The 25565-nt window shown below is 76.8% G+C and carries 24 protein-coding genes, 1 tRNA gene and 1 pseudogene; 15 read left to right on the top strand and 11 right to left on the bottom strand.

The window, feature by feature from the left end; translation table 11 throughout:
* Positions 1 to 134 precede the first annotated feature (134 nt).
* Positions 135 to 1322, top strand: coding sequence for a YncE family protein (locus ACI78R_RS09625; protein ID WP_457040538.1), 1188 nt, complete (start codon positions 135 to 137; stop codon positions 1320 to 1322).
* Between the two features lie 19 nt (positions 1323 to 1341).
* Here the strand turns inward: ACI78R_RS09625 and ACI78R_RS09620 are convergent, their stop codons facing one another.
* Entirely contained in the window at positions 1342 to 2208 is an 867-nt protein-coding gene (locus ACI78R_RS09620) for an enoyl-CoA hydratase (RefSeq protein WP_457040537.1), read from the bottom strand.
* Positions 2205 to 2918, bottom strand: a complete 714-nt coding sequence (locus ACI78R_RS09615) for a hypothetical protein (protein WP_073419908.1) — start codon at positions 2916 to 2918, stop codon at positions 2205 to 2207. Before ACI78R_RS09615 ends, ACI78R_RS09620 begins: the two co-directional genes overlap by 4 nt.
* Before the next feature lie 153 nt (positions 2919 to 3071).
* Here ACI78R_RS09615 and ACI78R_RS09610 point away from each other — a divergent pair, with 153 nt between their 5' ends.
* Both ACI78R_RS09610 and ACI78R_RS09605 read left to right on the top strand, forming a co-directional pair.
* Entirely contained in the window at positions 3072 to 3848 is a 777-nt protein-coding gene (locus ACI78R_RS09610; protein ID WP_457040536.1) for a cyclase family protein, read from the top strand.
* A complete protein-coding gene (locus tag ACI78R_RS09605) occupies positions 3845 to 5470 on the top strand; it encodes a thiamine pyrophosphate-binding protein (RefSeq protein ID WP_457040535.1) in 1626 nt (541 codons plus the stop codon). The genes ACI78R_RS09610 and ACI78R_RS09605 overlap by 4 nt, the downstream gene beginning before the upstream one ends.
* Before the next feature lie 8 nt (positions 5471 to 5478).
* Here the strand turns inward: ACI78R_RS09605 and ACI78R_RS09600 are convergent, their stop codons facing one another.
* The 4 genes and pseudogenes from ACI78R_RS09600 to ACI78R_RS09585 all read right to left on the bottom strand — a co-directional run bounded on the left by ACI78R_RS09600 (position 5479) and on the right by ACI78R_RS09585 (position 8843).
* On the bottom strand, positions 5479 to 6720 hold the full coding sequence (locus ACI78R_RS09600; protein ID WP_457040534.1) for an MFS transporter: 1242 nt from the start codon (positions 6718 to 6720) through the stop codon (positions 5479 to 5481).
* 253 nt (positions 6721 to 6973) lie between these two features.
* Positions 6974 to 7522, bottom strand: a pseudogene (locus tag ACI78R_RS09595) (SDR family NAD(P)-dependent oxidoreductase); the annotation flags it as partial.
* 68 nt (positions 7523 to 7590) lie between these two features.
* Complete coding sequence (locus ACI78R_RS09590) at positions 7591 to 8370, bottom strand: crotonase/enoyl-CoA hydratase family protein (protein ID WP_457040533.1); 780 nt, start codon at positions 8368 to 8370, stop codon at positions 7591 to 7593.
* 32 nt (positions 8371 to 8402) lie between these two features.
* Positions 8403 to 8843, bottom strand: a complete 441-nt coding sequence (locus ACI78R_RS09585) for a DoxX family protein (RefSeq protein WP_457040532.1) — start codon at positions 8841 to 8843, stop codon at positions 8403 to 8405.
* Positions 8844 to 8967: 124 nt separating this feature from the next.
* Between ACI78R_RS09585 and ACI78R_RS09580 the strand changes: the two genes are divergently transcribed.
* Positions 8968 to 9957: an alcohol dehydrogenase catalytic domain-containing protein gene (locus ACI78R_RS09580; protein WP_457040531.1), complete on the top strand. Its 990-nt coding sequence runs from the start codon at positions 8968 to 8970 to the stop codon at positions 9955 to 9957.
* Between the two features lie 70 nt (positions 9958 to 10027).
* Positions 10028 to 12562: a hypothetical protein gene (locus ACI78R_RS09575; protein WP_457040530.1), complete on the top strand. Its 2535-nt coding sequence runs from the start codon at positions 10028 to 10030 to the stop codon at positions 12560 to 12562.
* 341 nt (positions 12563 to 12903) lie between these two features.
* On the opposite strand, the gene ACI78R_RS09570 is transcribed toward ACI78R_RS09575, so the two are convergent.
* A tRNA-Leu gene (locus ACI78R_RS09570) sits at positions 12904 to 12988 on the bottom strand.
* A gap of 112 nt (positions 12989 to 13100) precedes the next feature.
* Here ACI78R_RS09570 and ACI78R_RS09565 point away from each other — a divergent pair.
* Both ACI78R_RS09565 and ACI78R_RS09560 read left to right on the top strand, forming a co-directional pair.
* Positions 13101 to 13799, top strand: coding sequence for an SHOCT domain-containing protein (locus ACI78R_RS09565; RefSeq protein WP_457040529.1), 699 nt, complete (start codon positions 13101 to 13103; stop codon positions 13797 to 13799).
* A gap of 115 nt (positions 13800 to 13914) precedes the next feature.
* The gene (locus tag ACI78R_RS09560) at positions 13915 to 15231 is read left to right on the top strand and encodes a M20/M25/M40 family metallo-hydrolase (RefSeq protein WP_457040528.1); all 1317 of its coding nucleotides are present in this window, start codon (positions 13915 to 13917) and stop codon (positions 15229 to 15231) included.
* 3 nt (positions 15232 to 15234) lie between these two features.
* On the opposite strand, the gene ACI78R_RS09555 is transcribed toward ACI78R_RS09560, so the two are convergent.
* Positions 15235 to 16107, bottom strand: coding sequence for a LysR family transcriptional regulator (locus ACI78R_RS09555; RefSeq protein WP_457040527.1), 873 nt, complete (start codon positions 16105 to 16107; stop codon positions 15235 to 15237).
* Between the two features lie 82 nt (positions 16108 to 16189).
* Here ACI78R_RS09555 and ACI78R_RS09550 point away from each other — a divergent pair, with 82 nt between their 5' ends.
* The 3 genes from ACI78R_RS09550 to ACI78R_RS09540 are packed head-to-tail and all read left to right on the top strand — an operon-like array spanning position 16190 to position 18664.
* The gene (locus ACI78R_RS09550) at positions 16190 to 16888 is read left to right on the top strand and encodes an aspartate/glutamate racemase family protein (protein ID WP_457040526.1); all 699 of its coding nucleotides are present in this window, start codon (positions 16190 to 16192) and stop codon (positions 16886 to 16888) included.
* A 7-nt stretch (positions 16889 to 16895) separates the two neighbouring features.
* Entirely contained in the window at positions 16896 to 17702 is an 807-nt protein-coding gene (locus ACI78R_RS09545; protein WP_073419897.1) for an SDR family oxidoreductase, read from the top strand.
* Complete coding sequence (locus ACI78R_RS09540; protein ID WP_457040525.1) at positions 17699 to 18664, top strand: NADPH:quinone oxidoreductase family protein; 966 nt, start codon at positions 17699 to 17701, stop codon at positions 18662 to 18664. The genes ACI78R_RS09545 and ACI78R_RS09540 overlap by 4 nt, the downstream gene beginning before the upstream one ends.
* A gap of 4 nt (positions 18665 to 18668) precedes the next feature.
* Here the strand turns inward: ACI78R_RS09540 and ACI78R_RS09535 are convergent, their stop codons facing one another.
* Positions 18669 to 18872: a DUF5703 family protein gene (locus tag ACI78R_RS09535; protein WP_073419896.1), complete on the bottom strand. Its 204-nt coding sequence runs from the start codon at positions 18870 to 18872 to the stop codon at positions 18669 to 18671.
* Positions 18873 to 18986: 114 nt separating this feature from the next.
* On the opposite strand from ACI78R_RS09535, the gene ACI78R_RS09530 reads away from it, so the two are divergent.
* The 4 genes from ACI78R_RS09530 to ACI78R_RS09515 are packed head-to-tail and all read left to right on the top strand — an operon-like array spanning position 18987 to position 21555.
* Positions 18987 to 19247, top strand: coding sequence for a hypothetical protein (locus tag ACI78R_RS09530; RefSeq protein WP_457040524.1), 261 nt, complete (start codon positions 18987 to 18989; stop codon positions 19245 to 19247).
* 55 nt (positions 19248 to 19302) lie between these two features.
* Entirely contained in the window at positions 19303 to 20181 is an 879-nt protein-coding gene (locus ACI78R_RS09525) for an NmrA family NAD(P)-binding protein (protein WP_457040523.1), read from the top strand.
* 39 nt (positions 20182 to 20220) lie between these two features.
* The gene (locus ACI78R_RS09520; RefSeq protein WP_457040522.1) at positions 20221 to 20709 is read left to right on the top strand and encodes a hypothetical protein; all 489 of its coding nucleotides are present in this window, start codon (positions 20221 to 20223) and stop codon (positions 20707 to 20709) included.
* Between the two features lie 60 nt (positions 20710 to 20769).
* The gene (locus ACI78R_RS09515; RefSeq protein WP_457040521.1) at positions 20770 to 21555 is read left to right on the top strand and encodes a DUF2470 domain-containing protein; all 786 of its coding nucleotides are present in this window, start codon (positions 20770 to 20772) and stop codon (positions 21553 to 21555) included.
* 26 nt (positions 21556 to 21581) lie between these two features.
* On the opposite strand, the gene ACI78R_RS09510 is transcribed toward ACI78R_RS09515, so the two are convergent.
* Positions 21582 to 23558: an AAA family ATPase gene (locus tag ACI78R_RS09510; protein ID WP_457040520.1), complete on the bottom strand. Its 1977-nt coding sequence runs from the start codon at positions 23556 to 23558 to the stop codon at positions 21582 to 21584.
* On the bottom strand, positions 23555 to 24535 hold the full coding sequence (locus ACI78R_RS09505; RefSeq protein WP_457040519.1) for an aldo/keto reductase: 981 nt from the start codon (positions 24533 to 24535) through the stop codon (positions 23555 to 23557). The genes ACI78R_RS09510 and ACI78R_RS09505 overlap by 4 nt, the downstream gene beginning before the upstream one ends.
* 181 nt (positions 24536 to 24716) lie before the next feature.
* Between ACI78R_RS09505 and ACI78R_RS09500 the strand changes: the two genes are divergently transcribed.
* Positions 24717 to 25550: an undecaprenyl-diphosphate phosphatase gene (locus ACI78R_RS09500; protein WP_073419889.1), complete on the top strand. Its 834-nt coding sequence runs from the start codon at positions 24717 to 24719 to the stop codon at positions 25548 to 25550.
* The last annotated feature ends 15 nt before the right edge of the window (positions 25551 to 25565 follow it).

Below are 25565 nucleotides of genomic sequence, written 5' to 3'. Positions count from 1 at the left end.
CCGACAGGTCGCGGCAGCCGCGCTCCGCCGGCACCGGAGTCGCGCCCGTCGCACCTGCCGGGAGCCGACCCCTTGCCGCGGACCCCGGGCGCGCCCACCATGCACTCCCGGGAAGCGGACGGGAACGAGTCGGAATGGACCTTCACCACACGGTCGCCCACGGACGGCACCGCCGCAGGCGCACCCGCCTGCGGGGCGCCGCGATCGGCCTCGCGCTCGCGCTCCTCACCGGGGTCGCCGTCGCCGCGTTCCTCTGGCCCAGCGGCCCGGCCTCCCCGGGTCAGGCGGAGGCTGCCCCCACCTCGGCCGGCGCGGGCGGCGCCGGGCACGAGGGGCACGAGGGGCGCTCCTCCGCCCCGTCGGACCCGGCCGGCGCGTCCTCCCTCGGCGCCCCGGCACCGGCGTCGAGCGCCGCGAGCCCCGGCGCGGGTCGCGCGGTCCCCGTCGGCCGCGCGCCGCACCACGCGGCGATCGCGCCCGACGGCCGGTTCGCCTACGTCGCCGATCCCGCCGCCGGTGCGGTCATCCGCTTCGACACCGCCCTGGGCGCGGCCGTCGGGGCGATCCCCGTCCCCGAGGCGCCGCCGCAGCTGGTGACCTTCGCCCCGGACGGCTCGCGGGCCTACGTGTCCGCCTACGACGAGGGCTTCACCGTCAACGCCGTCGTCACCATCGACACCCGCAGCGACACCAGGGTCGGCGCCGTGCCGGTCGGGCGGGGCCCGTACGCCGCGGCCACCACCCCCGACGGGCGGCTCCTGTACGTGCCGTACTTCGACGAGGACCACCTCGACGTCCTGGACACGACGACGGGCGAGCTGGTCGACCGCATCGAGGTCCCGCCGTCGCCGCACTGGGTCGCCTTCCCCCCGGACCGGCGGTCCGTCTACGTCACGAACCACTTCTCCGACGTGGTGACGGTCCTGGAGCTCGGCAGCCACCGGGTGGTGGCGTCGATCCCGGTGGGCGACGGCCCGCACAGCCTGGAGGTCTCCCCGGACGGGACGCGCATCGCGCTCGTCGACTACATCAGCGACGACGTCGTGCTCATCGACCCCGCCACGAACGCCGTGGTCGGCACCGTGCCCGCGGTGGGCGCCGGGCCGCAGGACGTGACCTGGGCCCCGGACGGCCGTCACCTCTACACGGCCAACGTCGACGACGGCACCGTCGCGGTCGTGGACGTGCGCTCCGGCGTCGTCACCGCGCGGATCCCGACCGGCGCCGACCCGACGAGCGTGTCGGTCACCCCCGACGGGCGACGGCTGCTCGTCACCAACTTCGGCGACGGGACCGTCCGGCTGCTCGACGCCGCGGGCTGACGAGCGGGCCGCCCCGTGCCTAGGCGGGAGCGCCCCCGCCGAACACCGGGTCGCGCTTCTCGACGAAGGCGCGGGCGGCCTCCGCGTGGTCGGCCGTGGCGAAGGTGGCGAGGTGGTGGGTCACCTCCACGTCCATGTACTCGTCGAGCGGGGCGGTCAGCGCCAGCGCGACGTTCTCCTTCATCGACGCCAGCGCCGTGCGCGGCCCGTCGGCCAGCCGGCGCGCCACCGCCATCGCCTCGCGCTCGAGCGCGTCCGGTGGCAGCACGGCGTTGACCAGCCCGAGCCGCAGGGCCTCGTCGGCCGACAGCCGCGGCGAGAGGTACAGCAGCTCACGGGCGCGCGCCGGGCCCACGAGCCGCACGAGGAACCACGCGCTGCCGTAGTCGCCGGCCAGCGCCACCCTGGCGAAGGCCGTGGTGAGCACCGCCGACGACGCCGCGTAGCGCAGGTCGCAGGCCAGCGCGAGGGACAGGCCCGCCCCCGCCGCGGGCCCGGGCAGCACCGCCACGGTGGGCTTGGGCATCCGCCACAGGCGCCCGCTGGTGGCGCGCTGGCTCGTGCGCTGCCGCCGCTCCGCCGCCGCGCCGGGCGCGCCGGGGGAGCGCTCGGCGAAGCCCTTGACGTCGCCGCCCGCGCAGAACGCGCCGCCCGCGCCGGTGAGCACCACGGCGCCGACCGCGTCGTCCTCCTCGACCCGCGCGAGCGTCGCGGCGAGGGCGGTGAGCATCTCCTCGGACAGCGCGTTCCGCCGCTCGGGGCGGTTGAGCGTGAGGACGGCGACCCCGTCCTCCACCCGGGCGAGCAGGTGGTCGGTCCCGGTCTCGATGCCGGTCCCGGTGCCGGTCTCGGTGCCGGTCCCGGTGTCCGCTCTGGTGTCCGTCACGTCTCCTCCTCCAGCGGGACGACCTCGAGGCGCACGCCGCCGAGGTCGGTGGTGCGGGGTGTGGCGCCCGGCAGTGCCAGGCGCGCCGCGGTCACCGCGGCGACGTCGCCCGCCCCGGCGACGAAGACCAGCTGCTGGCGGCCGCCGTCCAGCCGCAGCCGAGCGCCGTCGTCCGCGGGCACCTCCAGCAGGTCCGCCCAGCGGCGGGCCACCGCGGCCGGGTCGGGGACGGCGACGGTGACCTCGCGCAGCCCGCCCGCGCACGCCGGGCTCCGCCCGGTCCAGGCGGGGCCCGCCCACCGCCACGACCCGGCCGGGGCGACGGTGTCGAGGGCGAGGAGCACGCCGCCGGTGTCCCGGGGGTGCAGGTGCACGTCGACGACGTCGGGCAGCTCGGCGCGGTGCACCTCCCGCACGCCCAGCGCGGCCAGGCGGGCGGCGGCCGGGAGCCCCGGCGGGCCGTCGGCCATGAGCATGTAGCCGCCGTCGCCGCCGTGGCGCGCGAGCCACCGGCCGGCCGCCGTGCCGGGCTCCGCGGGCGAGACCACCTCGACGAAGTCGCAGCCCGCCGCGAGGACGGCGTTCGTGAGGCCGAACGCGCCGACGTCGGGGTCGTGGTGCGGCTCGGGGGCGGCGAGCAGCTCGCGCAGCGCCTGCTCCAGCGGTGCCCGCTCCGCCGCGGCGAGCACGAGCTGGCGCAGGCGGACCACGCGGCCAGTCCAGCACGCGGGGGAACCGGCGACAAACCCGACGACGCGGCGGCGACGCGGCGGCGACCAGCGGCGGCGACCAGCGGCGACGCGCCGCCGCCGTCCGGCGTCGCGGGTGGTTGGCTGGGCCCCCACCTGCGAGAAGGGTCCGCGATGTCGCTCCTGTCCAGCTTCGCCGAGGCACTGGCCTCCGGCTCCCTCGAGGTCGTCGACCTCACCGCGCCGCTGTCGTCGACGACGCCGGTCATCCAGCTGCCGCCGCCGTTCGCGCAGACGGCGCGGTTCGAGCTGGAGGAGCTCAGCCGCTACGACGACCGCGGCCCGGCCTGGTACTGGAACAACTTCCGCACGGGCGAGCACACCGGCACCCACTTCGACGCGCCCAACCACTGGGTCACCGGCCGCGACGGCGACGACGTCGCCTCGGTGCCGGTGCGCCGGCTCGTGGGCCCCGCCGCCGTCCTGGACTTCTCCGACCGGGTGGCGCAGGACCCCGACTTCCTCCTCGAGGTCGAGCACGTGCGCGAGTGGGAGGCGGCGCACGGGCCGCTGCCCGAGGGCGGCTGGCTGCTGTACCGCACCGGCTGGGACACCCGTGCCTTCTCGCAGGAGGACTTCCTCAACGCCGACGAGAGCGGCCCGCACACCCCCGGGATCTCGCCCGCGTGCGCCCGGTGGCTGGCCGAGGAGGCGCCGGTGATCGGCCTCGGGGTGGAGACCGTCGGCACCGACGCCGGCACCGCGCACTCCTTCGACCCGCCGTTCCCCTGCCACGCGGCGCTCATGGGCAGCGGCAAGTACGGGCTGACCCAGCTGCAGAACCTCGACCGGCTGCCGCCGACCGGGGCGCTGCTGGTGGCCGCACCGCTGCCGATCGTGTCGGGGTCCGGCTCGCCGGCGCGGGTGCTGGCCCTGGTCGAGCGCGGGTGAACGTCGCCCAGGCGGTCGGGGAGACGCTCGTCCGCTGCGGCGTCGGCACGGTCGTCGGCGTGGTGGGGTCGGGCAACTTCCACGCCACCAACGCGATGGTCGCGGCCGGCGCCCGCTACGTCGCGGCCCGGCACGAGGGCGGCGCGGCCACGATGGCCGATGCGTACGCCCGGATGAGCGGCACCGTGGCGGCGGTGAGCCTGCACCAGGGCTGCGGGCTCACCAACGCGCTGACCGGCATCACCGAGGCGGCCAAGAGCCGAACCCCGCTGGTGGTGGTGACGGCGGAGGCGACCTCGCCGCGGTCGAACTTCGCCGTCGACCAGACCGCGCTCGCCGAGGCGGTCGGGGCGGTGCCGATGCGGGTGACCGCGGCGCGGGACGCGGTCGCGGTGGCGACCCGGGCGTTCGCCACCGCGCGGGACGACCGCCGCGTCGTCGTGCTCAACCTGCCGCTGGACGTGCAGGCCGAGGAGGCCCCCGACGGGCCCGGGACCGCGCCGGAGGTCCCGGCCGTGCCCGCGCCGGCACCGGCGGACGTCGCGGCCCTGGCCGCGGCCCTCGGGCGGGCCCGGCGCCCGGTCTTCGTCGCCGGCCGCGGCGCGCGCGGGTACCGGGCCGAGCTGGCCGAGCTGGCGGGCCGCTGCGGCGCCCTGCTGGCCACGTCGGCGGTGGCCCGCGGGCTGTTCCGCGGCGACCCGTGGGACCTCGACGTCTCCGGCGGCTTCGCCACCCCGGTCGCCGCCGAGCTGATCGCCGGGGCCGATCTCGTCGTCGGCTGGGGCTGCACGCTGAACATGTGGACCACGCGCCACGGCCGGCTGATCGCGGACGGCGCCGTCGTCGCCCAGGTGGACCTCGACGCCGCGGCGCTCGGGGCGCAGCGCCCGGTCGACCTCGGGGTCGTCGGCGACGTCGGGGCGGTGGCCCGGGCGGTGGGCGCCGCCGTCGACGGCGGAGCAGTCGGCTACCGCACCGACGACGTGCGCCGGGCGCTGGCCGCGCGCCGCCGGTGGCGCGACGAGCCCTACGACGACGTCGGCGGCGACGGGCTGGTCGACCCGCGGACGCTCACCGCCGCCCTCGACGACCTGCTGCCGGCCGAGCGCGTCGTCGCCGTCGACTCCGGCAACTTCATGGGCTACCCGAGCATGTTCCTCGACGTCCCCGACGAGTCGGGGTTCTGCTTCACCCAGGCGTTCCAGTCGGTGGGGCTGGGCCTGGCCACCGCGATCGGCGCGGCGCTGGCCCGGCCCGACCGGCTGCCGGTCGCCGCCCTCGGCGACGGCGGCGCGCTCATGGGGGCCTCGGAGCTGGAGACCGTCGTCCGGCTCGGCCTGCCCATGGTCGTCGTCGTGTACGACGACGCCGGCTACGGCGCCGAGGTCCACCACTTCGGGCCCGACGGGCACCCGCTGGACACCGTGCGGTTCCCCGAGACGGACTTCGCGGCGATCGCCCGCGGCCACGGGTTCGCGGCGGTGACCGTCCGGGACCCCGGCGACCTGGCCGGGGTGGGGGAGTGGCTCGCCGGGCCGCGGGACACCCCGCTGCTGGTCGACGCGAAGGTCGCCCGCGACCGGCCGTCGTGGTGGCTGGAGGAGGCCTTCCGCGGCCACTGACCCCGGCGTCAGGCCGGGAGGGGCTCCGGCCGCAGTACCCGCCGCTCCGCCGCGGCGGAGGCCAGCGCGCTGCCGAGCACGACGGCGGCGGCGAGGGCGGGCAGCGCCAGCGCGGCCTGCGCGCCCAACCGCTCGACGACGCCGCCGGTGAGCGCCGACGCGGTGGCCTGCCCGACGACGACCGCCGAGCCGAGCATCGTCATCGTGGTGGTCGACCGGCCGGCCGGGCTCAGCTGCGCGGCGAGGCTGTACTGGCTGACCAGGGTGGGGCCGACGCCGAGGCCGAGCACCGCCAGCGCGGCGAGCAGCACGGGCACCGAGTCCGCGGAGGCGTAGAGGAGCGTGCCGGCCAGCAGCAGCCCGCCGAAGACGATCCACCGGGCCCGCAGCGAGAAGCGCGCCGGCAGGGCGGCGGAGCCGAGCGCCAGCGCGGCCGAGCCGATGCCCATGACGCCGTAGAGCAGGCCGGCGCGGTCTCCGTCGCCGTCGGCGGCGAGGAAGCCGGTGAGCGAGGTGAGCGTCGCGCCGAAGAACAGGCCGATGCCGAGCGCGCCGGCGACGACGGTGACCAGCGGGACGCGGGCCAGCTCGCGGGCGGGCGCCGGGGCGACCGCCGTCTCGCGCGCGGCGTCGTCGACCCGGCCGGTGGGGTGCAGCGCGAACCACGTGACGAAGACCAGCGTCAGCACCGCCGCGGCGGTGACGGCCAGCGACGGTGCCACCGCGGTGGCCAGCAGGCCGACGACGAAGGGCCCGACGATGAAGACCACCTCGTCGGCCGCGGACTCGTAGGCCATCGTGCCGGTGAGCAACTTCTCGCGGCGGCTCGCGGCGACGGCCCGCCGGATGATGGCGACCAGGCGGGTGCGCGACATCGGCGCGACCTGGGGCGCGGAGACGCCGATCAGCACCGCGAGCGCGAGGACGGCGGCGTCCGGGGCGCTGCCGCCGACGACCGGCGGGAGGGCTGCGAGCAGGGCCGCGTTGACCACCCCGACCGGGACGAGCACGCGGCGCTGCCCGAGGCGGTCGGCGGCCGCGCCCAGCAGCGGGCCGGCCAGCGCGGTGCCGAGGCCGGCGACGGCGGAGGTGAGGCCGCCGAGGACGACCGAGCCGCGCTCGGCGACGACCAGGGTGAGGAGGCCGACGGTGATCATCGCGAACGGCAGCCGGGCGGCGAACGCGACGGGGAAGTACGAGACGCCGGCGTGCTGGAGCAGCGTGCTGCCGGGACGGCGGGTGTGGAACATGACCTCTGCTGGGGTGTTCGAGCGCGCCGCCTTGCTCGAACAGCAGGTAGTTGCACGGGTTCCCGGGGGAACCCGACGAGCATACCCGCCGGCCCGCGCGGGCCCGGTCAGAAGACCGCGTAGCCGCCGTCGACGAGGACCGTGGTGCCGGTCTGGTAGCTGGACGCGTCGGCGGCGAGGTAGACGGCGATGCCGCCGAACTCCTCGGCCGGCCCCAGCGGCCCATCGGCACGCGGGAGATGACCCGGTCGGTGAACACCTGGGAGGACTGGGCGGCGGCGGTCATGTCGGTGGCGGTCCAGCCGGGCAGGACGCCGTTCACGCGGATGCCGTGCCGCGCGAGCTCCACGGCGGCCGAGCGCACGAACGCCGTCAGCCCCGCCTTGCTCGCGCCGTAGGCGTGGTTGCGGGCGGTGCCGCTGATGGCGGCGAGGCTGGCCACCGCGATGACCGACCCGCCGGTGCCCTGCTCCACCATCGCCCGGGCGGTCTCGCGCAGCGTCCAGAAGGCGCCGTCGAGGTTGGTGTCCATGACGGTCCGGTAGTCGGCGGCCGTCGTCTCGACCAGGGGCGTGAGCGGGACGCCGAGCCCGGCGTTGACCACGACGACGTCGAGGCCGCCGAGCAACGCCACCGTCTCCCGCACGCCCGCCGCGACGGCCGCCTCGTCGGAGACGTCGACCTGCTGGGCGTGCGCCACGGCGCCGTCGGCCGCGAGCGCGTCGGCCGCCGCCCGCACCCGCTCGGCCCGCCGTCCCCACAGCGCCACCGACGCCCCGTGGCCGGCGAGCGCCCGGGCCATGGCCAGCCCGATGCCGGACCCGCCCCCGGTGACCAGCGCCCGGCGGCCGGTCAGGTCGAACAGCGCGCTCACGCGAGCCGCCGCCGGACGACCGCCACCTGCTCGGGCGAGCCGATCAGCGCGCCGATCTCGTCCTGCTCGGCCTGCAGCCCCTCGGCCAGCGGCACCCGGCCCGCGAGGTCGAGCAGCCGCTTGGTGGCCCGGGTGGCGCTGCGGCTGTGCCCGGCGATCTCCGCGGCGAGGGCCTGCGCCTCGGCGAGCGGGTCGGCCGCCTCCCGGGTGGCCAGGCCCAGCCGCGCCGCCTCGCTGCCGCTCACCCGGCGCCCGGTGAGCGCCAGCTCCTTGGCGACGTCGCGGCCGACCAGCTCGGGCAGCAGCTGGGTCCCGCACATGTCGGGCACCAGGCCCCACTGCACCTCCATGACCGACAGCTGCGCGTCGGGGGCGACGAGGCGGATGTCGGCGCCGAGCGCGACCTGCAGGCCGCCGCCGAAGGCGAACCCGTGCACGGCGGCGATCACCGGGGCGGGCACCAGCGACCAGACGTGCACGGCCTGCTGGCCCAGCGCCCGGGCGGCGCCGAGCGGTCCGCGGGGGACGACGACGCGGGTGCCGTCGGCCATCGCGGCGAAGGAGGCGAGGTCCAGGCCGGCGCAGAACGCCCGGCCGGCGCCGGTGAGCACGACCGCGCCGACGTCGTCGCGGTCGACGAGCGAGGTGCCGGCGGCGACCAGCGCCTCGAACATCGCCGGGTCCAGGGCGTTGAGCTTGTCCGGCCGGTCCAGCCGGACGGTCGCCACGCCGTCGGCCACCTCGAGCGCCACCCGGCGCGAGACGTCGTCGTCCACCCGGCCTGTCTAGGGCGCGGGTGACACGAGTGTCAACGACGGAGGTCGTCGGCCGGCCGCGGCGGGCGGGTGCGGCGTCCTCGTCTCCGCTCCAGCCAGCCACCGCCGAACAGGGCGAGGAGCACCAGCAGGGGCTGGAAGAAGAGGCGCACGAGCCGCGCCCGGTCGGTGTCGAGGCCGAAGGCGTCGGTGCCCTCGACGTACTGGGCGACGTTGCCCGGGAAGACCACGACGAAGAACGCGGCCAGCAGTGCTCCGACGAGCCGCCGCCTGCGGGGGAGCGCGACGAAGGCCGCCCCCAGGGCGATCTCGGCGACGCCGGAGGCCACGACCGTCAGGTCCGGGTCGACGGGGAACCAGCCGGGCACCTGCGCCTGGAACTCCTGTCGCAGGGTCGTCAGGTGGAGCACTCCCGCGCCGACCATCGCCGTCCCGAGCAGGAGGCGGACGGCGGTGCGGACGGCGGAGGACATGCCCGCACGGTAGGCGGGCCTCCCGCGCCGGTCCCTCGTCGGCGGGGCCCCGCGCGGCTGGCAGCCTGGGGCGGTGCGCGCGGTGGTGATCGACTCGGTCCGGGCCCGGCCTCTCGTCCGGGAGGTGCCCGGACCCGCGGCCCCGCCCGGCGGCGTGGTGCTGCGGGTGACGGCCACCGGCGTGTGCCGCAGCGACTGGCACGCCTGGGCGGGGCACGACGACGACGTGGTGTTCCCGCACGTGCCGGGCCACGAGCTCGCCGGCGTCGTGGCCGAGGTCGGGACGGGCGTCACCCGCTGGCGCGCCGGCGACCGGGTGACCGTCCCGTTCGTCTGCGGCTGCGGGCGCTGCGCGTGGTGTCTCGCCGGGGAGGCCCAGGTCTGCCCGGACCAGCAGCAGCCGGGCTTCACGCACTGGGGCTCCTTCGCCGAGTACGTGGCCCTGCACGCGGCCGACGCGAACCTGGTGCGCATCCCGGAGGCCGTCGACGACACCGCCGCGGCCGCGCTCGGGTGCCGGTTCGCCACCGCCTACCGCGCCCTGGTCGGCCGCGCGCGGGTCCGCGAGGGGGAGTGGGTCACCGTGGTGGGCGCCGGCGGGGTGGGGCTGAGCGCGGTCATGGTGGCCCGCTCGCTGGGGGCGCGCGTGGTGGCGGTGGACCGCAACCCCGGGGCCCTCGCCGTGGCCGCCGCCCTGGGCGCCGAGCACACGGTGCTCTCCGACGGGCGAGACGTCCCGGCGGCCGTCGCGGACCTGACCGGCGGCGGGAGCTCCGTCGCCGTCGACGCGGTGGGCAGCGAGCAGACCTGCGCCGACGCGATCCTCAGCCTGCGCCGGCGGGGGCGGCACGTGCAGGTCGGGTTGCTGCCGCCGGTCGACGGGCACCCGCGGGTGCCGATGGCGCGGGCGATCGCCTGGGAGCTGGACCTGCTCGGCAGCCACGGGATGGCCGCGGCCGACTACCCGGAGATGCTGGCGCTCGTCGAGCGCGGGGTGCTGCAGCCGCAGCGGCTGGTCGAGCGCACGATCGGCCTCGAGGAGGCGGCCGCGCTGCTGCCGGTGTTCGACCGCGCGCCGGTCGCCGGGATGACCGTCGTCGACCCCGCCCGCTGACGCCGGCCGGCCCGGCCGGGTTGGGTGCCCCGCGTGCCCCTCCCGCCCGGGCGCAGGTCAGGCTGGAGCCGTGATCGACGAACCGGGCCGCGCGTCCTCGCCGACGGACCCGTTCGTGCGGGTGCGCGGCGCCCGCGAGCACAACCTGCGCGACGTCGACGTCTCCGTGCCGCGGGACGCCCTGGTCGTCTTCACCGGCGTCTCCGGATCCGGGAAGTCCTCGTTGGCCTTCGGCACGATCTACGCGGAGGCGCAGCGCCGGTACCTCGAGTCCGTGGCCCCGTACGCCCGGCGGCTCATCCACCAGGTCGGCGCACCCGCGGTCGACGAGATCACCGGACTGCCGCCGGCGGTGGCGCTGCAGCAGAGCCGGGGCACTCCCGGCAGCCGGTCGACCGTCGGCACCGTGACGACGCTGTCCAACTCGCTGCGGATGCTGTTCTCGCGCGCCGGCACCCACCCGCCGGGGTCGACCGGCCGGCTGGACTCCGACGCCTTCTCGCCCAACACCGCCGCGGGCGCCTGCCCCGAGTGCTCCGGTCTGGGCAGGGTGCACCTGGTGACCGAGGACAGCCTGGTCCCCGATGCATCGCTCAGCATCCGGGACGGCGCGATCGCCGCCTGGCCGGGGGCCTGGCACGGCAAGAACCTGCGCGACATCCTGGTCGAGCTCGGCCACGACATCGACCGGCCGTGGCGGGACCTGCCGCGAGCCGAGCGCGACTGGATCCTGTTCACCGACGAGCAGCCGGAGGTCACCGTGCGCCCCGTCCGCGGGGTGGGTCAGATCCAGCGCGACTACCAGGGCCGGTACACCGGCGCACGGGCCTACGTGCTGCACACCCTGGCCACCACCAAGAGCGCGACCATCCGGCAGCGGGTCCTGCGGTTCGTGCAGACGTCGACCTGCCCGGTCTGCTCGGGCAGCCGGCTGCGGCCCGAGTCCCTGGCCGTCACCGTCGGTGGCCGCAACATCGCCGAACTGGCCGCCCTGCCGCTGACCGCGCTCGTCGAGACGCTCCGCCGGGCACCGCAGGCGACCGACGTCGCGGCGCGGATCACGGCGGACCTCCTCGGCCGGATCGAGGTCCTCACCACGTTGGGCCTCGGCTACCTCAGCCTGGACCGCACGACCCCGACCCTGTCACCGGGCGAGCTGCAACGGCTGCGGATCGCGACCCAGCTGCGGTCGGGGCTGTTCGGCGTGGTGTACGTCCTGGACGAGCCGTCCGCGGGGCTGCACCCGGCCGACGCCGAACCGCTGCTGGAGGTCCTGGACCAGCTGGTCGCGGCCGGCAACTCGCTGTTCGTCATCGAGCACGACATGGCGCTGGCCCGCCGCGCCGACTGGATCGTCGACGTCGGGCCGCTGGCAGGGGAGCAGGGCGGCCGCGTCCTGTACAGCGGGCCCGTCGCCGGCCTGTCCCACGTCGAGACCTCGGTGACCCGGCGCTTCCTCGTCGACCGGGAGCCGCCGGTCGGGCGGCCGCGACGGCAGCCCACGGGGCACCTGCGGCTGGGTGGCATCGACCGGCACAACCTGCGCGACGTCGAGGCGGGGTTCCCGCTCGGGGTCCTCACCGCGGTCACCGGCGTCTCCGGCTCGGGCAAGTCGACGCTGGTCAGCCAGGTGCTGGCCGACGTCGTCTCCCGGCGGCTCGGCTTCCCCGCGACGGCCGGGGACGGCGCCGACGACGCCGGGAACGACCCGACCGCCGATGCGGACGAGCTCGTCCAGGACACCGCGGGGGTGACGGTGCAGGTCGAGGGGCCCGCGGCCGTCGACCGTCTGGTGCGCGTCGACCAGAGGGCCATCGGCCGGACCCCCCGGTCCAACCTGGCCACCTACACCGGGCTCTTCGACGCGGTGCGCAAGCTCTTCGCGGCCACCGAGGAGGCCCGCAGGCGCGGCTACGGCGCCGGGCGGTTCTCCTTCAACGTGGCCGAGGGGCGCTGCCCCACGTGCCAGGGCGAGGGCTTCGTGACCGTGGAGCTGCTCTTCCTCCCCGGGACGTACTCGCCCTGCCCGACCTGCCACGGTGCGCGGTACGACCCCGAGACGCTGGAGGTCACGCACCGCGGCAAGAACATCGCCGAGGTGCTCGACCTGACCGTCGACGCGGCCACGGAGTTCCTCGCCGACCTCGCGCCGGTGGCCAGGAGCCTGCGCGTGCTGCAGGAGGTCGGTCTGGGCTACCTGCGCCTCGGACAGCCGGCGACGGAGCTGTCCGGCGGCGAGGCGCAGCGGGTGAAGCTGGCCAGCGAGCTGCAACGGGCCCGGCGGGGGCACACGCTGTACGTCCTCGACGAGCCGACCACCGGGCTGCACCCCGCTGACGTGGAGCTGCTGGTGCGCCAGCTCCACCAGCTCGTCGACGCGGGCAACACCGTGGTGGTGGTGGAACACGACATGGACGTCGTCGCCGACGCCGACTGGGTCATCGACCTCGGGCCCGGTGCCGGTGACCAGGGCGGCAGGATCGTGGCCGCCGGCACGCCGGAACGGGTGGCTGCCGCGCCGGGGAGCCGGACCGCCCGCTTCCTCGCCCCTCGGCTACCGGTGGCGGAGGTCCCTCCGTCGTCGGGCCGCTCGGCGGTCCGGTGAGACGGCCTCCGGCCTGACCCGGCCGGTGACGACGGGGCCAGCCGGCCGGTGGCCGTCGACCTGTTCCGGGACGCGACGCCGAGCGAGAGGTCACGCGCGTGGCGGTCGCCCTGCCGGTCAGGGCGTCTCCGAGCGTGTCGGGCACACCGACGTCACCATCACGCTCACGGTCCACCCGCACGTGCACCCCGGCATGGTGCGAGGAACCGCCGACCGCTCCGTCGCGCCCCTCGACGGCTGACCGGACCGCGGAGCGTCAAGCCGGTGTCACGGGGCCTTCCCGCCCTCGGACATGGAAGCGCCCCGGGCTCCTGACCTGCAGGAACACCGGGGCGATGCTGTGTCCGAGGGGGGACTTGAACCCCCACGCCCGATAAAGGGCACTAGCACCTCAAGCTAGCGCGTCTGCCATTCCGCCACCCGGACGAGTGCGAGACAGAGACTACCCGACCGCTCTCGCCGTCCCGCAGGGGCACCCCGCCGTGTCGGGGGCCCGACCCCCTCCCGTGGGGACGCCCGCGCCCCTAGCCTGCCCGCCGTGCCCCCGCCGGACGCCCCGCCCACCTGGTCCGCGCGCCGCGTCACCGGGGCCGTCGTCCTCGGGGTCGGCGTCGCCGCCGGGGCCGCGGCGGTCACCCTGCTCTGGCGCCTCATGCGGTCGGTCACCGCCGTCGGCGGGTCGTGCGCCGACGGCGGCCCGTACGTCTCCGCCCAGCCCTGCCCCGACGGCACGGGCGCCACGATCGGCCTGCTGTTCGTCCTCGTGCCGCTGTTCCTCGGCGGCACCTGGTGGGGCGCCCTGCGCGCGCAGGCGCCGAACCCGGTCCTGCTCGGCTGGCCGGCGCTGTTCCTCACCCTCGGCTGGCAGTTCCTCCGCGACGGCGTCGACCCGCCCGCGGGCGCCGGCGACATCAGCCTCGGCTACCTGATCTGCGGCGTCGTCTTCGTGCTTATGGGCGCCGCGCCGCTGCTCCTCCTGCCGAGCGCCTGGCGCGGGTCCCGGCGCACCCGCCGCGCACAGGCCGGGCCGCCGCCCGTCGTCACGACGTTCCCGCACCTGCGGGACCACCGCCCGTCCCGGGGGAGCAGCGCGCCCGACCTGCCCGGCGGCGACGACCCCCGAGACCTCACCGGACGGCTCGAGCGCCTCGCCGCCCTGCACGCCTCCGGCGCGCTCACCGACGCCGAGTTCCGCGCGGCGAAGGCCGCCACCCTGGGCGAGGGGGCCGGCCGGTGACCCGCCGGGCGTGGTGGTGGGCCGGCTACGCCGTCTGCGCGGCCGCGGGCGTACTCGGCGGCAACGCCCTGTTCGACCTGCTCGCCGGCTGAGCCGGGCCCGTAGGCTCGCGCGGGTGGAGCGAGGACCCGAGCAGGCGCAGTCCGAGGTCGCCGAGCTGCTCGGCGAGCTGATCCGGATCGACACCACCAACACCGGCGACACCTCGACCAGCGCCGGCGAGCGCGCGGCCGCGGAGTGGGTCGCAGGCAAGCTCGACGAGGTCGGGATCGGCTCGCAGATCCTGGAGTCCGAGCGGGGGAGGGCCAGCCTCGTCGCCCGCATCCCGGGCAGCGACGGCAGCCGCCCGCCGCTGCTGGTCCACGGCCACCTCGACGTCGTCCCCGCCGACCCGGCCGAGTGGAGCGTGCACCCGTTCTCCGGCGAGGAGCGCGACGGCTACGTCTGGGGTCGCGGCGCGGTCGACATGAAGGACATGGACGCGATGGTCCTGGCGCTGGTGCGCGACTGGGCCCGCACCGGCGTGCAGCCGCCGCGCGACATCGTGCTCGCCTTCGTCGCCGACGAGGAGGCCGGCGGCAAGCTCGGCGCCCGCTGGCTGGTCGACGAGCACCCCGACCTGTTCGCCGACTGCACCGAGGCGATCAGCGAGGTCGGCGGGTTCTCCATCACCGTCCGCGACGACCTGCGCCTCTACCTCGTGCAGACCGCCGAGAAGGGCCTGGCCTGGATGCGGCTGACCGCCGGCGGGAAGCCCGGGCACGGCTCGTTCGTCCACGACGACAACGCCGTCACCCGGCTCTGCCAGGCGGTCGCCCGGCTGGGCTCCACCCGGCTGCCCACCGTGCTGACGCCGCCGATGCGCCAGTTCCTCGCCGCCGTCGAGGACGCCTACGGCATCGAGATCGACCCCGACCAGCCCGAGGAGGCGCTCGCCCGCCTCGGCAGCATCAGCCGGATGATCGGCGCGGCGCTGCGTAACACCGCCAACCCCACGATGCTCGACGCCGGCTACAAGACCAACGTCATCCCCGGCACCGCCAGCGCCACCGTCGACGGCCGCTTCCTGCACGGGCAGGAGGAGGAGTTCGAGCGCCAGCTCGCCTCCCTGATCGGCGAGGGCATCCAGCGGGAGTGGATCGTCCACGACCAGGCCGTGGAGACGACGTTCGACGGCCCGCTCGTCGACCTCATGGTCGAGGCCCTCAAGGCCGAGGACGACGGCGCCCGCCCCGTCCCGTTCACCATGAGCGGCGGCACCGACGCCAAGAGCTTCGAGCGCCTCGGCATGCGCTGCTTCGGCTTCTCCCCGCTGCGGCTGCCCGCCGACCTCGACTTCGCGTCGCTCTTCCACGGCATCGACGAGCGGGTGCCGGTGGAGTCGCTGCGGTTCGGCGTGCGGGTGCTCGACCGGTTCCTGCGCGGCGCCTGACCCTCAGCAGGCCGCCCGCAGCGCCTCCAGCGCCGCGGCCACGGCGGGCACCCGCCGGGCGTCGGGCCGCACCAGGGTCTCCACCACCCGCCCGTCGACGTCGGGCAGGTCGACGGCGGCCACGCCCGGCTGCGCGCTGACCGCCAGCGCCCAGCTCGGCAGCAGCGCCACCCCGAGCCCGCAGGCCACCAGCCGCTGCACCACCACGTGGTCGTCGGTGGCGAAGCGCACGTCGGGGGCGAACCCGGCCCGCCGCGCGCACCGCAGCAGGTGCCGGCGGCAGCGCGCGCAGCCGGCGATCCACGGCTCCTCCCGCAGGTCGGCCAGCGACGCCGGCACCGGTGACCCGGCCGGGACGACGGCCTGCACCGGGTGGCGGGTGAGCGGCTCGCGCAGCAGGTCGCCGGGGACGTCGTCGCCGTCGTCCTCGTGCCGGAAGACGACGGCGAGGTCGGCGGCGCCCTCGCGCACCGCGGCCTCGGCCTCCGGCGGTTCGAGCTCGGCGAAGTGCACCTCCAGGGCGGGCGCCCGTTCGCGCAGCGCGGCCAGCGCCGGCGGCACGAGCACCGCGGCCGCCGTCGGGAAGGCGGCGATCCGCACCGTCCCGCCGGCCAGCCCGGTGAGCGCGGCCATGTCCTGCTCGGCGGCCGCCAGCCGGTCGGCGATCGCCTCGGCGTGCCGCAGCAGCCGCCGGCCGGCCTCGGTGAGCGCCACGCCGCGGCCCTCGCGCACCACGAGCGGCGTGCCGGTCTCGGCCTCCAGCCGCCTCACCTGCTGGCTCACCGCCGGCTGGGTCCAGCCCAGTGCCCGGGCGGCGCCGGACAGCGAGCCGGCGTGCGCGACCTCGCGGAAGACGAGCAGGCGGTGGGAGTCCACGGGCGACATCCAAGCAGTGCTTGGGTCCGGTGGTCGATCCCGCGGTCTGGTGGGGGAGGTCGCCGGCCGCCAGCCTGGGCGCATGAGGACGATCGGACTGCTCGGCGGGATGAGCTGGGAGTCGACGGCGCTGTACTACCGGGTGGCCAACGAGCTGGTCCGCGACCGGCTCGGCGGCCTGGCCAGCGCCTCGCTGCTGGTGCGCAGCCTCGACTTCCGCGCCGTGCGCGCCTGCCAGGTGGAGGACCGGTGGGACGACGCCGCGGCGCTGCTGGCCGCCGAGGCGCGGGCGCTGGAGGCGGCCGGCGCCGACCTGGTGCTGCTCTGCACGAACTACATGCACAAGGTGGCCCCGGCGCTGGAGGCCGCGCTCACCGTGCCGTTCCTGCACATCGCCGACGCGGTGGCCGCCGCCGCCCCCGGGCCGGTGGTCGGCCTGCTCGGCGCCGCCGGCACCGTGCGCGAGCCCTTCTACCGCGACCGGCTGGCCGCGCGCGGGCTCACCGTGCTCACCCCGCCGGACGACGACGTCGAGCGGGTCGACGCCGCGATCTTCGGCGAGCTGTGCCGCGGCGTGCTGTCCGACGGCACCCGCGCGGAGCTGCGCGCGGTGGTGGCGCGACTCGCCGACCGCGGCGCGCAGGCGGTGGCGCTGAGCTGCACCGAGCTCGAGCTGCTGCTCGGCCCCGACGACTCCCCGGTGCCGCTGCTGCCCTCGGCCCGGCTGCACGTCACCGCCGCCGTCGACCTCGCGCTGGCCGTCCCGGCGGACGTGGTGTGATGCCGGGGTGACCTCTCCCACACCTCCCGGCCCGGGTTCCGTCGCGCTGATCACCGGGGGCACCGGCGGCTTCGGCCGCGCCCTCACCACCAAGCTGCGCGACCGCGGCGTCACCGTCGTCGCCGCCGACCTCGACACCGAGCGCAACCGGGCGGTGGCGCAGGAGCTGGGCGCGTCCTTCGTCGCCCTCGACGTCGCCGACCGGGCGGCCAACGAGGCCGTCGTCGCGCAGGTGGAGGCCGAGCACGGCCGGCTCGACGCCGCCTACCTCAACGCCGGCATCTCTGCGGCCAAGAGCGACGACGCCCTCGACCTCGACGAGTTCATGCGCGTGGTGGAGATCGACCTGTTCGGCGTCGTCTACGGGGTGCAGGCCGCCCGCCCGGCGATCGCACGCGCCGGCGGAGGCGCCATCGTGGTGACCGCCTCGCTCGCGGGCCTCTCGCCCATGGCCACCGACCCCGGCTACAGCGTCGCCAAGGGCGGGGCGATCGCCTTCGTCCGGTCGATGGCGCCGCGGCTGACCCGCGACGGCATCACCATCACCGCGATCTGCCCCGGCTTCGCCGACACCGCGATCATCGACCGCATCCGCCACGAGTTCGAGGCCGCGAGCTTCCCCGTGATCCCCGCCGCCGAGGTCGCCGACGCGATGGTCATGGCCTGGACCGACGGCGAGCCCGGCGCCGCCTACGTCATCCAGCCCGGCGTCGGCACGGTGCCCTACAGGTTCAAGGGCGTGCCCAGCGCGAAGACGCCGACCGGCGAGACCGCCGTCGTCCCGGAGGCCCTCCGGCCGCCGTCGATGCGGTGACCGGGCGCATGCGCGCCTGGCGGGTGCACGAGCTCGGCGAGCCCGCCGACGTCCTGCGGTTCGAGGACGTCGAGCGGCCGGTGCCGGGCGAGGGGCAGCTGCTGGTCCGCGTCCGCGCCGCCGCCGTGAACTTCCCCGACGTCCTCATGGCGCAGGGGAGGTACCAGGAGCGCCCGCCGCTGCCGTACACGGCGGGCATGGAGCTGTGCGGGGAGACCGACGACGGACGGCGGGTGATCGGACCGCCGGCCGGCGGCCCGGGCGCCTTCGCGGAGTACGCGCTCATGGACGCCCGCGACGCCCTGCCGGTGCCCGACGCGCTGTCGGACGAGAAGGCCGCGGCGATGTGGATCACCTACCAGACGGGGCACGTCGGCCTGCACCACCGCGCGCACCTGCAGCCGGGGGAGGTGCTCCTCGTGCACGCCGGCGCGGGCGGCGTCGGGTCCGCGGCGATCCAGCTCGGCAAGGCCGCCGGGGCCACGGTCATCGCCACCGCGGGCGGCGCGCACAAGGCCGAGGTGTGCCGCGAGCTGGGCGCCGACCACGTGGTCGACTACACCGCCGAGGACTTCGTCGCGGTCGTCAAGGAGCTCACCGGCGGCGCGGGTGCCGACGTCGTCTACGACCCGGTGGGCGGCGACGTGTTCGACCGGTCGCGGCGCTGCATCGCCTTCGAGGGGCGGCTGCTCGTCGTCGGGTTCACCAGCGGCCGCATCCCCGAGGCGCCGGCCAACCACGCGCTGGTCAAGAACTACAGCGTCGTCGGCCTGCACTGGGCGCTGTACCGGCGCAAGGCCCCGGCGGTCGTCGCCCGCGCCCACGACGAGCTGGTGCGGCTCGTCGGCGAGGGCGCCGTCGACCCGCTGGTCGGGCAGGTGCTGCCGCTGGAGGAGGCGCCGCGGGCGCTGGCCGCCATCGCCTCCCGCGGCACGGTCGGCAAGGTGGTGCTGGTGCCCTGAGGGCTCAGGTGACCGGCATCGGCAGGTAGGACAGCCGCGCGCGGCGCCGCAGCACGGCCTGGCGGGTGCCGTCGGCGTGCAGCTGCAGGCGCGCGAGCTCCCACCCGCCGACGTCGGCCTGGAGGCTCAGCATGGTCGCCGCTGCGGAACGGGACGTGCCCGGCGGGATCCGCAGCGGCGCGTACTCCCAGTCGGCGACCGCGCTCACCCGACCGATGTTGCCACGCCGACACCTGCCGGTCACCCGCTCGCCGTCGGGGCTGCCGCTCCGGGTGGCGCGCGGCAGGATGGGCGGCGACCCACCCGGAACCGAGGAGGACCCGTGACCGACCCCGGCAGCGCCAGCGACGCCGACCGCGCCGAGCAGGAGGCCCTCCTCGAGCCGGCGGGCCCCGCGGGCGCGGGCGACGCCGGACCGGTGGGCGACGTCGACGCGAACGAGGCCGACGCGCTCGAGCAGCAGCTGGCCACCGCGCCCGGCCAGGTGGGCAGCCCCCGCTCGGTGGGCGACCTCGACGCCAACGAGGCCGACGTGCTCGAGCAGGAGGCCGACGTCCCCTACGACGACGACGACCGCGTCTGACGGCGTCCCTTCCCCGCCGCGCCGACCTGTCGGTGCCGCCCGGTAGACCCCGGTCATGACGATCGTGGTGACCACGCCCACCGGGAACGTCGGCGCGCACGTGACCCGGCTGCTCGTGCAGGCCGGCGTCCGCCCGCGCGTGCTGCTGCGCGACCCCGCCCGCCTGCCTGAGGGCCTGCGGCCGCTGGTCGACGCCGTCCCCACCGACCTCGCCGAGCCCGGCGCCCTGCTGCGCGGCACCGAGGGCGCCACCGCGCTGTACCTCGTCGTGCCGCCCACCGGCGCCGACGACCCGGTGGCCGCGGCCGCCGCGCTGGGGGAGGAGGCCGCCCGCGCGGTCCGCGAGCACGGGATCGGGCGCACGGTCTTCCAGAGCAGCGTCGGCGCCGAGCTGCGTGGTGGGGCGGGCGACATCGACGGCCTCGCCCGCGTCGAGGAGGCGCTGGACGCCACCGGCGCGCCCGTCCTGCACCTGCGCTGTGGCTACTTCACCACCAACCTGCTCATGGACGTCGACGCGCTGCGCGACGGAGGGGTGCTGACGACGCCGTTCCCGCTCGACCGGCCGATGCCCTGGGTCGACCCGCGCGACGTCGCCGAGGTCGCCGCCGCCCGCCTGCTCGCCGGCGGCTGGACCGGACGGCAGGTGCAGGCCGTGCACGGCCCGGCCGACCTCACCTGGGCCGAGGTGGCGGCGGTCGTCGGCGCGGCGGTCGGCCGGGAGGTCCGCGCCGAGCACGTCTCCGCCGACGACCTGCGCGGGATGCTGCTCGGCGCCGGGCTGACGCCCCGGCAGGCCGACGCCGTCGTCGGGATGTCGCAGGGCCTGTCCGGCGGGTTCGTCCCCGAGCAGCCGCGCACCGCGCTCACCACCACGCCCGGCACCCTCGCCGGCTGGGCGCACGCGCACCTGCGCCCGCTGCTCGCCGGCTGACCGGGCCGGGCGGCGCCGGGCACCCGTCATGATCGTCGGGTGCCCCTCGCCCTCGTGCTGCTCCTGCTCGTCGCGCTCGCCCTGCCGCTGCTGGCCTGGTCACTGGCCGGGCGCCGGTTCTGGGCCGACCTGCGCGGGCCGGCCGGCCGCGACCTGCGCGCCGAGGTGGTGGCCCGCCACCGGCTCGCCCCGGCCGACGCCGACGCGGTGCAGCAGGCGGTGACCCGCGGCCGGCCCGCGCCGGCGCCGCTGCGGCCGGCCGCCGCCGACTGGGCCGGCAGCACCCTGGCCGCCGTCGACGAGCAGCACGCCCGCCACGCCGGCCGCGACCGCGCCGCCGCCGTCGTCCTGGCGCTGGCCGGGCTGTGCGTGCTGGCCGGCGTCGTCCTCGCGCTGGTGCTCGACGCCGGGCCCGTGTCGTTCCTGCTCCTGCTGCTGGCCGCCGGCGCGGTGGGCAACGTGGCGCTGCTCCCGCTGCTCGTGCGGCGCAACCTCCGGCGGGCGGTGGCGGCGAACTCCCGCGGGTGACGACTGTCCACGCGGGTGCGGATGTGGTTAGGCTGCCCTAACTCGACCCGAGGGGGAGCCATGACCACCACGCACGGTCCGCAGGCGCCGTCCGTCGCCGCCGCTCCCGAGCGCGCCCGCACGGTGGCCACCCGCGCCGCGGCCGCCGTGTGCGTAGCCGGCCGCGACCCGAGCCGCCCGATCGCGCACGCCACCACCGCCGCCGGGCAGGTGCTCGTCCTCGTGCCGGGCGACGGCGAGGTCGCCGCGGCGCTCGAGGCCGCCCCCGACCGCGACGTCAGCGCGCTGCTCATGGTCAGCGACCGCGCGCCGGTGCCGCTGCGCGACCCGGTGCGCGCGACCCTGTGGCTCTCGGGCTGGCTGACCCCCGTCCCCGAGGCCGACCGGCGCGCGGCCGCCGTCGCCTTCGCCGACGTGCGCCCCGAGGAGGCGCTGCTCGACGTCGGCGGCGCGGCCACCCTGCTGCGGCTCGACCTCGCCGAGGTGGTGCTGCGCGAGGGCGGCGGGTGCGCCGAGATCTCGCCCGCCGACTACGCCGCGGCGCGCCCCGACCCGGTGGCCGCCGTCGAGGACCGGATGCTGCGCCACCTCGACGTCGACCACCCGGAGGTGCTGGCCCTGCTCGGCAGCGCCGTCGCCCGCTGCGGCGTGCCGGTCGCGGCGGGGGAGCGGGTGCGGCCGCTGGGTCTGGACCGCTTCGGCTACCGGCTGCGCATCGAGGGCGCGTCCGGGCACCGCGACGTCCGGGTGCCCTTCCCGCGCCCGCTCACCTGCGCCGGGCAGGTGCAGCCGGCCACCGCGCAGCTGCTCTGCGCGCTGCGCGCGAGCCTGGTCCGCCGCGACTGAGGGGCCAAAAGCGCTACAAAGGCCCCTCAGGCGCCGAGGTTCTCCTGGAGCAGCGGGGCCAGGCGGGTGCGGCGCGGGCGGACGTCGACCTCCCGCACCGCCCGGGCCAGCGCCGCGCCGGAGGCGTGCACGATCGACAGGTGCGACTGCGCGCGGGTGAGCGCGGTGTAGACCAGCGGCCGCGACAGCATCCCGCCGGCCTCCGGCGGCAGCACCACGACGACGCCCGGCCACTCCGACCCCTGCGCCCGGTGCACAGTGATCGCCCAGCCGTGCTTGAGGTCGGGCAGCGCGTCGCCGGTGACGGTGACCGGGCCGGAGGAGAAGTCGACGGTCAGCGAGCCCTCGCCGGTGCCGGTGACCACGCCGACCTCGCCGTTGGCGAACCCGATCGGCTCGAGGTCGAGGTGGTTGGCGGTGGCCACCACGCGGTCGCCGACGTCGAAGCCGAGCACCGTGCCGTCGCCGGGGTTGAGCCGCTCCTTGAGCGCCTTGTTCAGCTCGATCGTGCCGGCCGGCCCGCGGTGCACCGGCGTCACCACCTGCACGTTGCGCGGGTCGATGCCCAGCGCGCGGGGGATCGAGTCGGTGACCAGCTGCACCACCCGCCGCGCCGCCTCGCCGCTGCCCGACGCGGGCACGACGACGACCTCGCGGTCGGGGGAGTCGACCGGCGGCAGCTCGCCGGTGCGCACCGCCGAGGCCAGCCGGGCGATCGCGCCGCCCTCGGCCTGCCGGTACAGCGTCGTCAGCTCGGTGACCGGGACGACGCCGGAGTCGATGAGGTCGCCGAGCACGTGGCCCGGCCCGATCGAGGGGAGCTGCGCGGGGTCGCCGACCAGCAGCAGGTGCGTGCCGTCGGGGCAGGCCTCCAGCAGCGCGGCGGTGAGCTCGACGTCGAGCATCGAGGCCTCGTCGACCACCACGACGTCGGCGTCGAGCGGCCACTCCTCGTTGCGGGCGAAACCGCCGCCGAAGCCCTGCGCCCCCAGCAGCCGGTGCACCGTCACCGCCGGGTGGTCGGTGAGCTCCTCGAGCCGCTTGGCCGCGCGCCCGGTGGGGGCGGCCAGCGCGACCTCGGTGCCCTTGGCCCGCAGCAGCTTCACGACGGCGGCCACGGTGCGGCTCTTGCCGGTGCCCGGGCCGCCGGTGAGCAGCGAGACGCCGGCGCCGAGCACCTGCGCCACGGCCTGTTTCTGCGCCTCGTCGAGGCCCTTGCTCACCGAGCGGACGGCGGCCGGGTCGGCGATCCGTTCGGCGGTGGCCGCCAGCCGCGCCACGCCCTCGGCCACGGCCTCCTCGGCCATCCCGAAGCGGCCCAGCGACAGCATCCGCAGCGCGGGGTCGGGCTCCGGCGGCTCCTCGTCGGAGTCCTCGTCCCACTCGGGCTCCGGCGGCTCGTGGTCGAGCACGTCGCCGCTCTCCACCGCCGCGACGATCGCCGCCGCCGGGTCGGCCACGCCCTCGGCCCGCAGCGACGCGACGACGAGGTCGGCCGGCAGCACGGTGTGCCCGTCGCGCGAGGCCGTCCGCAGGGTCATGACGACGATCGCGCGGCCGCGGCGGGAGTCCTGCCGGTCGGCGCCGGGCAGCAGCGAGATCGCCAGCCGGTCGGCGTCGTGCAGCTTGACGCCGTGCAGGCCGAGCAGCGCCCACGGGTCGTCGCGCAGCCGGCGGGCCGCGTCGTCGCCCAGCGCGTCGGCGGCCGAGGACGCGAGCTTGGCGTCCAGGCCCGCCGTCACCAGCAGCTCCACGACGGAGTAGGTGGGCTGCGCGGACAGGAACGAGGAGAACAGCCGCTCGGCGCGCTGCTTGCCGACCCGCGGCATCTTCAGCAGCTTCGCCGCGGTGACGTCGTCGGGGGAGGTGATGCCGGCGCCGGGCAGCTCGGCCACCGCGCGCTTGCCGAGGCCCGGCCACAGGCCGGCGGTGCAGAACGCGCCGAAGACGGGGTCGGGCCAGGCGGGGGCGGTGGGGGCGGCGTTGGTCGCGGAGGAGGTCACCGGGCGGCTCGCTGGTCGGGGTAGGAGAAGTGCGGCGCCGAGACGTCCTCGAGCGCGGTGCGGATGGCGGCGGGCAGCCGGACGGCGTCGGCGTCGAGGGACTCCTGCAGCTGGGCGGCGGTGCGCGCGCCCACCACGGGGGCGACGACGCCCGGCCGGTCGCGCACCCACGCCAGCGCCACCGCCAGCGGGGTGGTGCCCAGGCCGTCGGCGGCGGTGACCACGGCCTCCACGATGCGGTCGGCGGTGGCCGAGCGCAGGTCGTCGATGAAGCCGGCCCACTGCGGGGAGGCGCCACGGGAGCCCTCCGGCGTCGCCGTGCGGTACTTGCCGGTGAGCAGCCCGCGGCCCAGCGGCGACCACGGCAGAACGCCCAGACCCAGCGCCTCGGCGGCCGGTACGACCTCCCGCTCCACGCCGCGCTGCAGCAGCGAGTACTCGACCTGCGTGCTCACCAGCGGCGTGCGGCCGGGCCAGGCGCGCTGCCAGGTGGCGGCCTGCGCGGTCTGCCAGCCGGTGTAGTTGCTGATCCCGACGTAGCGGACCCGCCCCGAGGCGACGGCGGCGTCGCAGGCGGCGAGCGTCTCCTCCAGCGGCGTCACGTCGTCCCAGGCGTGCAGCTGCCACAGGTCGACGTGGTCGACGCCGAGGCGGCGCAGCGACCCGTCGAGGGCTGCCAGCAGGTGCCCGCGGGAGGCGCCGCGGCCGAGCGGGCCCGGGCCGGTGCGGCCGACGGCCTTGGTGGCCAGCAGCACCTCCGACCGCGGCACGACGTCGGACAGCAGCCGGCCCAGCAGGCGCTCGCTGTCGCCGTCGCAGTAGACGTCGGCCGTGTCGACCAGGGTGCCGCCGGCGTCGACGAAGGCGGTGAGCTGCATCGCGGCCTCGTCCTCGTCGGTGTCCCGGCCCCAGGTCATGGTGCCCAGCGCCAGCCGGGAGACGACCAGGCCGCTGCGCCCCAGCGCCCGTTGTTCCACGACCGGCCAACCTACCGCCGGACACCGACAGCGGCCGGGGGCGCACGGGGTGTCGCGGGCGTGTGGCGGAGCGCTCGCGGGTCGCAGCCCGGGCCCGGAGGGGGCCGGACCTAGGCTGTCCTCCCGTGCCGCCGCTTCGCTCCGCCGCCCGCCGTCCCTCCGGATCCCGGGGCTAGCGGCCGTGGGGTGGTTCGAGGCGATCGTCCTGGGGCTGGTGCAGGGGCTCACGGAGTTCCTGCCGATCTCCTCCAGCGCGCACCTGCGCGTCGTCGGCGAGGCCGCCGGCTGGGGTGACCCGGGCGCGGCGTTCACCGCGATCACGCAGATCGGCACCGAGGCCGCGGTGCTCCTCTACTTCCGCAGGGACATCGCGCGGATCGTCGTCGCCTGGGTCAAGGCGCTGTTCGACCGGTCGCTGCGCAGCGACCCCGACGCCCGCATGGGCTGGCTGATCATCGTCGGCAGCATCCCGATCGTCGTCCTCGGCCTGCTGTTCCAGGACGACATCGAGACGACGTTCCGCGACCTGCGGATCGTCGCGATCATGCTGGTCGCCTTCTCCCTCGTCCTCTACGCGGCCGACCGGGTGGGCCGCAAGCAGCGGGAGCTGCGCCAGCTCACCGTCCGCGACGGGCTGCTGTTCGGCCTCGCCCAGGCCATGGCGCTCGTGCCCGGCGTCTCCCGCTCCGGCGGCACGATCACCATGGGCCTGTTCCTCGGCTACACCCGCGCCGCGGCTGCCCGGTACTCGTTCCTGCTGGCCATCCCGGCGGTGCTCGGCTCGGGCTTCTTCCAGGTCTACGAGACGCTGACCGGCGACGTCGCCGGGGAGACGATCTCCTGGGGGCCGACGCTGCTCGCCACGGTCATCGCCTTCGGCGTCGGCCTGTCGGTGATCGCCTGGCTGCTGCGCTACCTCGACCGCGGCACCTTCACGCCGTTCGTCGTCTACCGCGTGGTGCTGGGCCTCGCGCTGCTCGCGCTGGTCGGTGCCGGGGTGCTGGCCGCCAACTGAGGGGACGGCGTCGTC

Source organism: Geodermatophilus sp. SYSU D01106 (assembly GCF_054049995.1).
The sequence above is the reverse complement of the archived record's forward strand: the minus strand, read 5'-3'. Positions and strand labels throughout refer to the sequence as shown.